Origin of the sequence: Flavobacterium sp. NRK F10, from assembly GCF_024054235.1 — a bacterium.
Taxonomy (GTDB): Bacteria; Bacteroidota; Bacteroidia; order Flavobacteriales; family Flavobacteriaceae; genus Flavobacterium; species Flavobacterium sediminis.
Genome location: NZ_JAMXLC010000001.1, coordinates 948,374 through 960,670 on the forward strand (window position 1 = coordinate 948,374; position 12,297 = coordinate 960,670).

Annotated in this window: 14 protein-coding genes; 3 read left to right on the forward strand and 11 right to left on the reverse strand. The window is 33.4% G+C overall.

The features are described 5' to 3' along the window. Positions 1-746 (reverse strand): TlpA disulfide reductase family protein (locus NHF50_RS04470; RefSeq protein ID WP_252775187.1); only part of this gene is annotated, 746 nt, incomplete at its 3' end. Positions 747-750: 4 nt separating this feature from the next. Continuing rightward, on the reverse strand, positions 751-1,431 hold the full coding sequence (locus NHF50_RS04475) for a hypothetical protein (RefSeq protein WP_252775188.1): 681 nt from the start codon (positions 1,429-1,431) through the stop codon (positions 751-753). A 151-nt stretch (positions 1,432-1,582) separates the two neighbouring features. Here NHF50_RS04475 and NHF50_RS04480 point away from each other — a divergent pair, with 151 nt between their 5' ends. After that, a complete protein-coding gene (locus NHF50_RS04480) occupies positions 1,583-1,969 on the forward strand; it encodes a helix-turn-helix domain-containing protein (RefSeq protein ID WP_252775189.1) in 387 nt (128 codons plus the stop codon). Here the strand turns inward: NHF50_RS04480 and NHF50_RS04485 are convergent. After that, positions 1,966-2,736: a rhomboid family intramembrane serine protease gene (locus NHF50_RS04485; protein WP_252775190.1), complete on the reverse strand. Its 771-nt coding sequence runs from the start codon at positions 2,734-2,736 to the stop codon at positions 1,966-1,968. The two genes, NHF50_RS04480 and NHF50_RS04485, sit on opposite strands and share 4 nt — an antisense overlap. Positions 2,737-2,831: 95 nt before the next feature. After that, a complete protein-coding gene (locus NHF50_RS04490) occupies positions 2,832-3,272 on the reverse strand; it encodes an Hsp20/alpha crystallin family protein (RefSeq protein ID WP_109568541.1) in 441 nt (146 codons plus the stop codon). Positions 3,273-3,518: 246 nt separating this feature from the next. On the opposite strand from NHF50_RS04490, the gene NHF50_RS04495 reads away from it, so the two are divergent. Further along, positions 3,519-4,796: a replication-associated recombination protein A gene (locus tag NHF50_RS04495; protein ID WP_252775191.1), complete on the forward strand. Its 1,278-nt coding sequence runs from the start codon at positions 3,519-3,521 to the stop codon at positions 4,794-4,796. A gap of 17 nt (positions 4,797-4,813) precedes the next feature. Here NHF50_RS04495 and NHF50_RS04500 read toward each other — a convergent pair whose 3' ends face one another. The 6 genes from NHF50_RS04500 to radC form a co-directional block, all read right to left on the reverse strand. Then, positions 4,814-5,539 carry a hypothetical protein gene (locus tag NHF50_RS04500; protein WP_252775192.1) on the reverse strand — a complete coding sequence of 242 codons (726 nt, stop codon included), beginning with the start codon at positions 5,537-5,539 and terminating at the stop codon, positions 4,814-4,816. Further along, on the reverse strand, positions 5,536-6,225 hold the full coding sequence (locus NHF50_RS04505; RefSeq protein ID WP_252775193.1) for a YjjG family noncanonical pyrimidine nucleotidase: 690 nt from the start codon (positions 6,223-6,225) through the stop codon (positions 5,536-5,538). Before NHF50_RS04505 ends, NHF50_RS04500 begins: the two co-directional genes overlap by 4 nt. 14 nt (positions 6,226-6,239) lie before the next feature. Then, positions 6,240-6,725 carry a hypothetical protein gene (locus NHF50_RS04510; RefSeq protein ID WP_109568545.1) on the reverse strand — a complete coding sequence of 162 codons (486 nt, stop codon included), beginning with the start codon at positions 6,723-6,725 and terminating at the stop codon, positions 6,240-6,242. After that, the gene (locus NHF50_RS04515; RefSeq protein ID WP_252775194.1) at positions 6,718-8,004 is read right to left on the reverse strand and encodes an FtsX-like permease family protein; all 1,287 of its coding nucleotides are present in this window, start codon (positions 8,002-8,004) and stop codon (positions 6,718-6,720) included. Before NHF50_RS04515 ends, NHF50_RS04510 begins: the two co-directional genes overlap by 8 nt. A 1-nt stretch (position 8,005) precedes the next feature. Next, positions 8,006-8,635: an ABC transporter ATP-binding protein gene (locus tag NHF50_RS04520; protein WP_109568546.1), complete on the reverse strand. Its 630-nt coding sequence runs from the start codon at positions 8,633-8,635 to the stop codon at positions 8,006-8,008. Positions 8,636-8,811: 176 nt separating this feature from the next. Beyond that, on the reverse strand, positions 8,812-9,495 hold the full coding sequence (gene radC, locus NHF50_RS04525) for a DNA repair protein RadC (protein WP_109568547.1): 684 nt from the start codon (positions 9,493-9,495) through the stop codon (positions 8,812-8,814). A 183-nt stretch (positions 9,496-9,678) separates the two neighbouring features. Here radC and NHF50_RS04530 point away from each other — a divergent pair, with 183 nt between their 5' ends. Then, positions 9,679-10,329: a DUF1287 domain-containing protein gene (locus NHF50_RS04530; RefSeq protein ID WP_252775195.1), complete on the forward strand. Its 651-nt coding sequence runs from the start codon at positions 9,679-9,681 to the stop codon at positions 10,327-10,329. A gap of 584 nt (positions 10,330-10,913) precedes the next feature. Here NHF50_RS04530 and murC read toward each other — a convergent pair. After that, complete coding sequence (murC, locus tag NHF50_RS04535; RefSeq protein WP_252775196.1) at positions 10,914-12,269, reverse strand: UDP-N-acetylmuramate--L-alanine ligase; 1,356 nt, start codon at positions 12,267-12,269, stop codon at positions 10,914-10,916. Positions 12,270-12,297: the final 28 nt, after the last annotated feature.

Genomic DNA, 12,297 nt, shown 5'->3' on the forward strand with positions numbered 1-12,297 from the left:
TCATACAAACCTTCTATAGACTCAGAAACCTCAATAAATTTAGGGTCATAATCTAATAACGAAACTAAACATCTTTTCAAGTCACAATTAAAAGCTATAAATTTTGCATTCGCCGTTCCTTTTCTTTTATATTTTTCAGTTTTAAAAGAATTTGCTTTAGAGGAATCTATCTTAAGAAAATTTACTAGCGAATCGCTTTGCAAATAACCAAAAGAATTATCTGGTAAATAGATATCATTTCTCTTTTGAATAACTGGTAAATCATCTAACAAAAAATCATAATATGTTTGCTTGTCTAACTTAGAGCCTTTCCATTTTATAATCCCTTTATTATCTATTAGTACAACTAAAGGTAAAATTGTTATTTTTTGCCCATTACCATACCTTTCTTGTGTTACTCCATTAGTATCAGTAACTATAGATGTTTTAACATCTATAGTTAACCGATTAATTACCTTCTTAATTTTTTCAGGTCTTTCATCAGTTATAGACAAAAAAAGAACATCTTTTGAAATAGCTTCACTTTTTAAGCTATCTAAAAAACTGAATTCATCTATACAATGTCCGCACCAAGTAGCCCAAAAATCTAAAACAACAAACCTATTATCTACACTTTTATCATTTGGTATATTGTAGATCCAATCTGTGACTTCTATTTCGGGCGCTTTCACTCCAATAGTAATGTTTGTTTGACCAAACACTACTATTGAATTAAAAAAAATTATATACAAAAATTTATCTTTCATTTTTTTAACACGCCTCAATACAAGCATTAAAAGAGACGGCACAATTATGTTGCCCATTATGTTGATTAACTGTTGCCATTGCAGCAATAACTGCCCCAAGCAATAACTGTCCTGATTGATAACACATATTAGCCGCTAACATTTGACTCTCGTATAAAGCGTTAACACTATTAGAACATTCTACTGCGGCATTTATACAATTATTTTCACAAGGCCCACCAGGTGGCAATTTACTTGCATCAAAGCTATCTATCCCATTCGAAAACAAATCCTTAACTTCATTATCATTTAACATCCCAACTTCATTAAAAAAACTTAAATTGTTAGATACAATGACTTTATACGATTCTGATAATTCATCAAATTCATTGCTTACAGCTTCGAGATTATTAAATAATGTCAAATTCAAATTCTGACTAATCCAATTCATCATTTCTTCTTTATCAGCAAAAACTAATTTAATATCTCCCGGAAATTTAGAAGAGAAACTCTCAACTTTACTTTTAAAATCTAAATAATCACTTGTTTTCTGAATCATCAAATACTCCTCAGTCAAAACAGACGCTCCTTTCTGATAGAAACTACTGTTATTCGTTCCAAAAGGATTAACAGCGTTACTACCATTCGTACTTTCGTTATAAATATTTTCCTCCGAACATGAAAATAAAAGTAAAACAAAAAACATAAATAACCAATTTTCTTCATAATAATAAGTTTTTAATTGTTAAACTTAAATTTATAAGAAAAAAGTTATTCCCTCTTATTCACATTTGAATATTTTTAATTCATAAATGAATTAAGTACTTTTACGAAATATAATTTATACTATCAAAAATATGGAAATCGGGACAAAAATTAGAAAAGCAAGGGAATCTAAAGGGCTTTCACAAGAAAAAATGGCAGATATACTTGGTATATCACAAACTAAGTATTGCAGATTAGAGAATAATAAGACCTTTCTGGAATGGAATAAGATTCCTGTATTAGCAGAAGCCTTAGAACTCAATATTACCGATTTATTCCCAAATGAAAATAAATATTATTATTTCCATAAACCAAGCAATCAAAGTGGCTATATTGAGACTATAAATTATGACCAGAAACATCTCACAAAAATAGAACAGCTTTATGAAAAACTTCTAAAAGAAAAAGAAGAGTTGTATCTTAAAATCATAGAAGAAAAAAATACGGTCATTGAATTTCTAACTAATAAAAAAAACTAATTTTTCCTCCCCAAAAACTCATAAATTACCTTAATAGAAGACGAAAAATAATTTTTTAGCGAATCTTCTTCCTCTGCTAACACAATTTTTGGCGGCGGATTAAAATTGCCATTTTCATCAAAATTTCGCATGAATTTATCTTTCTCCGGATTAAAATCAGGATGTTCCCATTCGTAATGCATTGGTTTTCCGAATTGAGGTGTTTTAATCAAAAGCGCCATAGACAAACCCGTTAGAAACCCACTTAAATGCCCTTCCCAGGAAACAGACTGATCTACTTCCGGAAACATATACCAAACCATTCCTCCGTAGAGCAATACTACCACAAAAGAAACCGCCATAAGTCTATAATATTTAGTAAATATACCTTTAAAAAAGATAAAACTTACCAAAACATAGATCAACCCACTGGCACCTATATGATAACTGGGACGGCCTAAAAGCCACGTTCCGAATCCGGAAAAAAGAATCCCTAAAAAAAGAACCGCTACTGTTTGTGCTTTATAAAAATACTGAAGCATGGCTAACAAAACCAAAAGGGCTAAAGAATTATTTGTGATATGTTGAAAATCGGAATGTAGAAACGGACTTAACAACACTCCTTTTAGTCCGAACCACTCTCTGGGGTAAATCCCGTAATGATGGAAATTAACGTTAAATTTCATTTCCACCCAAAAAACCAACCACATTACAAATACAAAAACTAACGGCAACAAGATTACCGAAGCCGTAAATTTGAATTGATGTTCTCTCACAATACGTTTCATTCTATTTCAGGTTTTGAAAAGATCCCTTGTCTTATATATAAAAACCTGAAAGGCTTAAAAAACCTTTCAGGTTTCAATTTTAAATTACAAAAAAATTACTTCACTTCAATCAATCGTGTTTTTTCAACGTGATTAGGGGCAGTTTTCAGAATATTAATTTTCAAAACCCCGTCTTTGTATTCAGCATCAATTTCACCTTCATTAGCATTATCCGGTAAAGAAAAACTTCTGGAAAAAGAACTGTAGCTGTATTCTTTACGCGTTACTTTTTCTCCTTCCTTACTTTCATCTTCATGTTCTGATTCAGAAGAAATAGTTAAAATACCATTGTCTAAATTCACTTTAATATCTTCTTTTTTTACCCCCGGAACTGCGACATCTAATTGATATCCATTATCCGTTTCTTTCACATTTACAGCCGGAACTGTAGTTCCCAATTGGAGTCCTTTTTTATAAAAATCATCATTAAAGAAATCTCCGAACAATCCTTCAAAAGCAGGAAAAAAATCATTATTTTTCCATTTTATTAATGACATAATTTAAAGTTTTTAATTAGCCTACTCTACTTTATTGGTTTTCGGCATCTCCAATTGTATTTTTCAATTAGAATACAAAAACTAATTTAAAAAAGATCTATAATAGCCTGTATAATTCATTTATTTCCAGCAAGATTACAACAAAAAATAAACCAAATCATTTTTTCTGAAAAAATGTCATATTATAGAATAAAAGTTTGCTTTCCTCCAACTGGAAAATAGAATAGAAAATCGTAATTTTACACTATGGAAGCACCATTAGCAGAACGCATACGTCCGCAACATTTATCTGAATATATCAGCCAATTACACCTCGTTGGAGAACAAGGCTCGTTGACCCATCAAATTAACAAGGGGATTATTCCCAGCTTAATTTTATGGGGGCCTCCGGGAACCGGAAAAACAACATTAGCTCAGATCATGGCTCAGGAAAGCAAACGTCCTTTCTACCAATTAAGCGCCATCCACTCCGGTGTAAAAGAAGTGAGAGAAGTCATTGAAAAAGCAAAACAAAGCGGCGGTTTATTTACCAGTAAAAACCCTATTCTGTTTATTGATGAAATCCATAGATTCAGTAAATCCCAACAAGATTCTTTACTGGCTGCTGTTGAAAAGGGTTGGGTCACTTTGATAGGTGCTACTACTGAAAATCCAAGTTTTGAAGTAATCCCCGCGCTACTGTCGAGATGTCAGGTTTATGTCTTAAATCCGTTTACCAAAGATGATTTAGAAGCTCTTTTACACAGAGCCCTTGAAACAGACGAAATTCTGAAAACAAAAGACATTCAACTTATAGAAACTGAAGCTTTGCTTCGGCTTTCAGGAGGAGACGGCAGGAAATTATTGAACATCTTTGAATTAGTAATTAATGCCAGTGAAGGAGATACCATTGAAATTACCAACGATAAGGTCATGCAATTGGTTCAGAAAAATACGGTCATGTACGACAAAACCGGAGAGCAGCATTACGATATTATCTCTGCTTTTATTAAATCGATTCGTGGCAGTGACCCGAATGGTGCCGTATACTGGTTAGCCCGTATGATTGAGGGAGGTGAGGATGTTAAATTTATTGCTCGTCGAATGCTCATCTTAGCCAGTGAAGACATTGGCAATGCTAATCCGACAGCTTTAATTATGGCGAATAATACTTTTCAGGCTGTAACGACAATTGGCTATCCCGAAAGCAGGATCATTCTGAGTCAATGTGCTATTTACTTAGCAAGTTCGGCAAAAAGCAATGCCAGTTATATGGCCATAGGCAAAGCCCAACAGTTCGTTAAACAAACAGGAGACTTGCCGATTCCTCTACATTTAAGAAATGCTCCTACTAAGTTAATGAAGGAGTTAGGTTACGGCGATGAATATAAGTATGCACACGATTATCCTAACAATTTTGCTGAGCAAGAATTTTTACCTACTGAAATTTCAGAGACAAAATTTTATGAGCCCGGGGAAAATGCTCGCGAGCGTGAATTACGTCAATTTTTAAAGAATAGATGGAAAGATAAATATGGTTATTAAAGCTTTATTACAAAAGGCTAAAACTTCACACTAATTCTTTCTGAAACCAAATTTCCGTTTTGATAATAGTCAAAATACCACCCGTTGATTTTCTTTTGAAAAACACCGTTGATCTCACCTTTTTGTGCAATAAATACATTCTCTACAGAAGTTTGCTGTATAGTATAGATCACGTTCGGGACACTATCTACTAACCTATAACCATTTTCAATTGGCAATGCAAATAACTGATTGGGATCTACCTGTTTTTGCACTTCTTTTTTATCCGGTTTAGCCTCAACTACTAAAGGTTTATTCTCAGCAGCAACATTAATAATAAAATTATTCGTCAGGTTCAATTGCCCTTTCATAGAGCTCAAAGTAGCTCTGAAAGCTTCTTTATAAGCCACTTCATATGATTTTTCCCGGCTACTTCCTCTAAAACTTTCATACAAAACTTTCCCTTGACAATCTTTTATTTCAAAGAGCACATTAGTTGTAAACAGTTTGTTTTGCTCCACTGCTTCTGCATACAGAACTTTACACCTGTTGTTTGCGATATCAATCGGTAATTCGTCTGTATCATAGAACACCGTAAAACCTTCTGTCTCAAAGAAAGATTTTGTCAGCGTATTTAATCCATATTGATTCGCTTCCTTTAAAAATTCAAATTTCGCCGGAACAATTACATATTGGTATTTTTCCTGTGCCCAACCGAATAAAGTTAACAATAAGACTATAGCTGTAAAACTCTTTTTTATCATAATATATTTTTTAATTCCAACAGATGATTAATTTGGTAAACGGGTTGGCTTGTCGCTATTTTTTCAGCATTAAAGAAAATAGCATCCATCCCGAAATTTATAGCACCTTCAACATCGGCTTCCAAACTATCTCCTATCATAATACTTTCTTGTTTGTCGGCATTAGCCAAACTTAATGCGTGCTCAAAAATTATCGGATGCGGTTTTTTTTCTCCGGCCATTTCAGAGTTGGTAACTGTCTGAAAGAAATGTTCAATATTTGCATTTCTTAATTTTTTATCTTGTACAAAATGAAAACCATTTGTAATGATATGAAGATTATAATGAGGCTGAAGGTATTCTAAGACTTCTATCGCTCCGTCAAACAAATGATTACTATTCGGTAAATGGCTAATGTAATCTTCGGAAAGCTGATGGATTATTTCTCTTGAAACATCAACTCCCAAAACATCAAAAACATCTTTTAAACGATAGTAACGTAAATCTTCATGCGAAACCTTATTTACCTGATACAGTTTCCAATAATACTGATTTCTGGGCACATAATGCTTTAAGAATTCTTCCGTACTGAAATCAAAACCGTGTTCTTTGAAAATAACGTCAAAAGCTGCTGCCGAATTTCTGTCGAAATCCCACAAAGTATGATCTAAATCAAAGAAAAGGTGTTTTTTATGATAGAAAGTCATTTATTTTTTGCTCTTTAGTTTCCTTCTACAATAACTGCATTTTCAACATGGTAGATCCAATCTTCCACATCGCTATCATTGTAACGAAAAATTCCTTTTAAAGTTACGTATTGGTCTGTTTTTAACTTAGGGAGACCGTCTTTAAATTTGATTCCCATTATGGTTTCCGGACCGGATTTTCCACAGAAGAAACAAGATGCAAATACATTTTTACTAATAGCATAATTCTTATTATCTATCGGAATAATAAAGCCGCTTATAACAACAGGTTTTCCCTGCATAGCTCTTAATTTAGGATTAATCACCGGAAACATTACTTCTCCATATGTTTTATCCGGTTTTTTTACATAATCAATCTGTCCTAATAATTTCCAGGTCAAAGTATCCGTTAAAACTATGTTTTCCGAATGATCCTTTTTGAAACTTTCTTTTTTATCGGTAAAGCTGAACATAGCAATCGCCACTACTAAGGCCACTCCTATTTTATATAAATTACGCATATGCTAATGTTTTTGATATGTTTAGTGTATAAGCTTTTATCGCCGGGATCAATGCTGCTATAACGCCTACTAATAAAGTCAGTACTAATAACCAGCCTTCTTTATCCCAGATAAACTCATACGGATTAAAACTCAATTTAAAATCACTTTCTGATGATCTTGAGATCAACATCAAACCAATTCTTCCCAAAATCGTACCAAAAATAAACCCTAAGACACAAAGCAATAAGCTTTCTATTAAAACCAGTTTTAGTAATTGTCTTCTCCCAGCACCGTTAACACGCAACAAAGCAAATTCATTTTTACGCTCTTTTAAAGTATTAAAAAGAGCTATAAAAATCGATATTCCGGAGATAAGCATTATTCCATAGGCTAAATAACGAAGCGCATCTATTCCCACGCCAAACAATGTAAACAGGCGATTGATCTCAATTGCCGGAGATGCAGCCTGCATTTTGGTATTTTGCGGAATGATTCGCTGCCAGGTTAGTTTTGCCATAGGGTTTCGCATTTGCAATAAAACTGAAGTGATTTCCATTCCGGGTTCGTCAATTGTCATATCACTTTCCTCATCGATATGGTGTTCATGTTCGTCTCCTTCTTCATGAATATGACCCGCTTCACCATGCGCAAGATTTTCTTCATGTCTATGGGCTTCTTCTTCATGAGTTCCGTGCATTTGCCATACACTGGGAATATTAGAAATAATTAAATTATCTACTACTCTACCTGTTGCTGACGCAATTCCCACCACTTTGTAAGCATAATGTTCATGCACTTCACCTTCTTCTTCACTACCGTGTGTCCCGAAAAACTCATCTCCTATACCTAAATTTAATTTTTGAGCAGCTTCGCTACCTACCACCACTTCAAAATTCTTCTCAAATACCTTTCCTTCAGAAATTACTGCTCCGTATTTTTCCAAATATTCAGAAGTTGTCCCTACTATTTTAAATCCTTTATAATTATCCCCGAAAGCCAACGGAATGGCTCTCTTTACCATAGGGTTTTGCATCCATATCTTTGCGGAGTCAAAGCTTATATTTCCGGTAGGAGCATCTACCTGATATACTGACGATAAAATTAATTGCAACGGACTTCCTTGGGCACCCATTACTAAATCAATTCCGTCAATATTACTATTAAACTTTTCTTCAAATTGTTTTTCCAATAAAATCAACACCGTAATAATAGCTACACTTGAAGTTAACAAAATAATACTCAAAATAGTGTTTAACGGTTTAAACCAGATATTTCGCCAAGCTAATTTTGTGATCATCTTACACCATCGTTATTTTATTAATAAACTTCTCTTTTATTCGTGTGTCGTGCGTAACAATTACCAAGGCCGCTTTGTACTCTTTAGACAAATCAGTTAATAACTTTATTACTTTTTCTGCATTTTTGTCATCCAGACTTGACGTTGGTTCATCTGCTAAAAGCACTTTAGGTTCATTCATCAAAGCACGGGCAATAGAAACACGTTGCTGTTGCCCTATACTTAATTGGTTTGGTAATTTATGTGACTGATCGGTTATGTCTAATTGCTCTAATAACCTTTTAGCTCTTTCCGTATTTTTCTTACCGGTTGCCAGCCAACTTGCCATTTCTAAATTTTCTAAAACGGTAAAAGCCGCAATAAAGATCGATTTCTGCAATACTAAACCTATATGCTTTCCTCTGAACTTATCTCCTTTTGCTTCTGATAGAGAAACAATATCAGTTTTATCAACTAAAATTTCTCCGGTCTTCGGTTTTAACAAACCTGCCAAAATATGCAAATATGTTGTTTTTCCTTTTCCGGAATCACCGGTTATCAAAATAGTATTTCCTGCATCACAATGCAGATCCGGCATGTGAAACAGTTGATCATCCGCATAAGAAAAAGTTATTCCTTTAGTGCTAATCATAAAAACTTAATGTTCAATTATAATTTAAATTCCAATCATAAATTTATTTATCTGTTCAAAGCGAAGGTTAAGAATGCCCTATCTAAGAACAATTAAATTTGAGATAGAATTATTCAACTTATTTTCAATTAGTCTGCAAGATAAGGAATTGCTCCAAATCTACTTCTTAATCTTTTCTAAAATATTCCATTGTCAACAAAGCTTAGATAAGAGCGTTCGGTAATGATAATATGATCCAATACTCTAATGTCTAAATTTTCTCCGGCTGATTTAATTTTTTTCGTTATCTGAACATCTGCTTCACTTGCCGACAGCTTTCCTGAAGGGTGATTATGTACTAAAATGACTGAAGTGGCATTATGCTCTAATGCTAACTTAAACAGTATACGAATATCAACAACTGTTCCTATGAGTCCTCCTTTGCTGATTTGTGACTTATAGATTATTTTATTAGAATTATTCAGGTATAAGACCCAGAATTCTTCATGATGCAATTCACCTATTATTGAATGCATTACATCAAAAACAGCTTTACTGGACGTTACTTTTTTTAGCTGAACGAGTTCTTCCTCTCGTCTTCTTCGCCCTAATTCCAATGCAGCTGCAATAGCAATTGCTTTAGCCTCCCCTATTCCTTTAAAATGGGTCAGTTGTTGTATCGATAATTTCCCTAAAAGATTGAGATTATTTTGTGAAGACGCTAAAATGCGTTGGCATAACTGAACAGCGCTTTCGCTACGGGAACCCGACCCTATGAGTATTGCTAAGAGCTCTGAGTCGGACAAAGAAGATTTACCTTTAAGTAAAAACTTTTCGCGTGGGCGATCGTCCTCTGCCCACTGATTAATTGGCGTATACATACTATTTTATTTGGCATTTATAAAAACAAATGTATGAAAATTTGTCAATATAAAACCATAAAAGCAACAACCATTTTTTTAAAATTCAGCATTCTAGAATCATCATAAAGTTTGAAAACAGGCATGAATAGCCGATAAATACTAAAAGTATGATTAGTCCGTTTTAAAATTAAAATGAGTCTTATGAAAATTATCAGCGCCTTTTTTTTATCCTTTCTTCTTTTTAATTGTAAAGAAGAAACTAAATATTGGGTTTTAAAAGACACTAAAGAAATCAGGAAAGATAATTTTTTTCAAGATTCAAATCAAATTGATTTCTACCAGAAACTTTCTAATGCTGCTATTTCAATTATAGATCCTGAAGTAGTATATACTCCAGCTTATGTTTCTATTACTTATCCAAATGGTGACGTGTCTGCTAAAACAGGGGTTTGTAGTGATGTAGTAATTCGGACATATCGAAAATTAGGCATTGATCTGCAAAAAGAGGTACATGAAGACATGAAAGCTAACTTTTCCTTATACCCGAAAATCTGGGGATTAAAAACTACCGATAAAAATATAGATCATCGCAGAGTTCCTAATCTGGAAACTTTTTTTAAACGAAAAGGAAGAAGTCTACCCATTTCTCAGAACGCTGGTGATTATACCATTGGCGACATTGTAACATGGCGGCTTTCCGGCGATGGGATTCCACATATTGGGATTGTAACGCATATTAAATCAAATGATAGAAAACGAAATAAAATTGTCCACAACATAGGAAGTGGACAAGTCTTGGAAGATTGCCTTTTCAATTGGAAAATTGTCGGGCATTATCGTTATGGGAAATAATGTGTTGATTTGAAAATTTGAAAATTATTAAGTGGAAAAAGTTATATTTGATTTTATTTTCAAAAAAGATTATGATTATTATCTCTATTTTAGTTCTAATTGTAATGATTTATTTAGTTAGTCATGAAACAAGGAGGTATAAATATAGTAAAAACAGGTAAAGCCTCTTCATTAAATTTTAATACATATAAGATTCTTTGGTATAACAACCAAAATATTCTGGAAAACCAATAATATACTTAGACTTAGAAAAAAATATTTCATAATCTATTCTTCAACTTTAACTGAATCCTCTAATAGTAGAAATGAACCCGAACCCTATTTCAATATTATTCCTTTCAAATTTATAAATAAAGTTATAAAAGTAAATTCAGAAAACTTAAACCAAATATCATTCGAATTTATATTAGATCCAAAATTTGGAAAACTAAAAATTAATTCTTCTAATGAAGACTTACAAAAAACAGAATCATTAATGGAGTTTTTACAAAATCAAATTAATATTAAATAACATTATTTTAAACAAAAAAATCCGAATTTAATTCGGATTTTTTTATTCATTATCAAATTTTCAAATTGACACACTAACTAATTAATTGCTTCACTTCGTCAAAATTCAATCCGCCGTAATTACCGGAACTCATTAGTAATAAAGCGGAGTTATCTAAATTTTGACTGAATAAAAAATCTTTAAATTCCACTGGATTGGTATAAATAACCAAGTCCTTGCGCTCAAAAGAATTGGCAATTTGTTCATACGTTACTTCTTCCAATTGCTTAATTTTAACAGCATCAGGTGAATAGAAAACCACTGCAACATCAGCAGCATCTAAAGCGCCTTGATATTGTTTTAAGAATTCGGCATTTAAACTACTATATGTATGCAATTCTAAACAAGCCACTAACTTTCTGTCAGGATATTGATTTTTTACTGCTTTTGTCGTCGCTGACACTTTGCTTGGTGAATGTGCAAAATCTTTATATGCTACTTTATTAGTGCTTTCTGCAATTTTCTCTAAACGTTTGCTTGCTCCTTTAAAAGTAGCAATTGCTTCGTAAAATTCAGCTTCATCAACACCCATACACTGGCAAATCCATTTCGCTCCTGCTAAATTGTTCAGATTGTGTGCCCCGAAAACCTCAATCGGCATAAAACCGTCCGGTGTTTCCAAATAAGTCACTCCTCCTTCAACAGTGTATTCCGGTGTTTGATACGGAATTTTTCGGATTTGGTTTTCACATTCTTCCGCTACTTGTTTTACAACCGCATCTTCTTCATTATAAACTAAAATCCCGCCTTTAGTAATCCCATTGGTAAAAATCCGGAATTGTTCTACATAATTTTCAAACGTCGGGAATACATTAATATGATCCCAGGCAATACCGGAGATCAAAGCAATATTAGGCTGGTACAAATGAAACTTCGGACGCAAATCGATAGGTGACGTTAAATATTCATCGCCTTCCAAAACGATAAATTCATTTTCCTCGGTTAAATGCACCATCGTATCAAAACCTTCTAATTGCGCTCCAACCATATAATCAACGGCAATATCATGATAATTCATCACATGTAAAATCATGGAAGTAATGGTTGTTTTTCCATGCGACCCTCCTATAACCACACGGGTTTTATCTTTTGACTGTTCGTATAAGAATTCAGGATACGAATATATTTTCACGCCAAACTCTTGTGCACGCAATAATTCAGCATTGTCTTTTTTAGCATGCATTCCTAAAATAACCGCATCTAAATCGGTTGTGATCCTTTCCGGAAACCAACCTAATTCTTTTGGCAACAAGCCTTTTCTATCTAAACGTGATTTTGACGGTTCAAAGATAGCATCATCGCTTCCGGTTACTTGATATCCTTTTTCATGTAAGGCTAAGGCTAAGTTGTGCATGGCTGCTCCGCCAATGGCTATGAAGTGTACTCTCATTTCAAAGTTAGAAGTTAAAAGTTAGAAA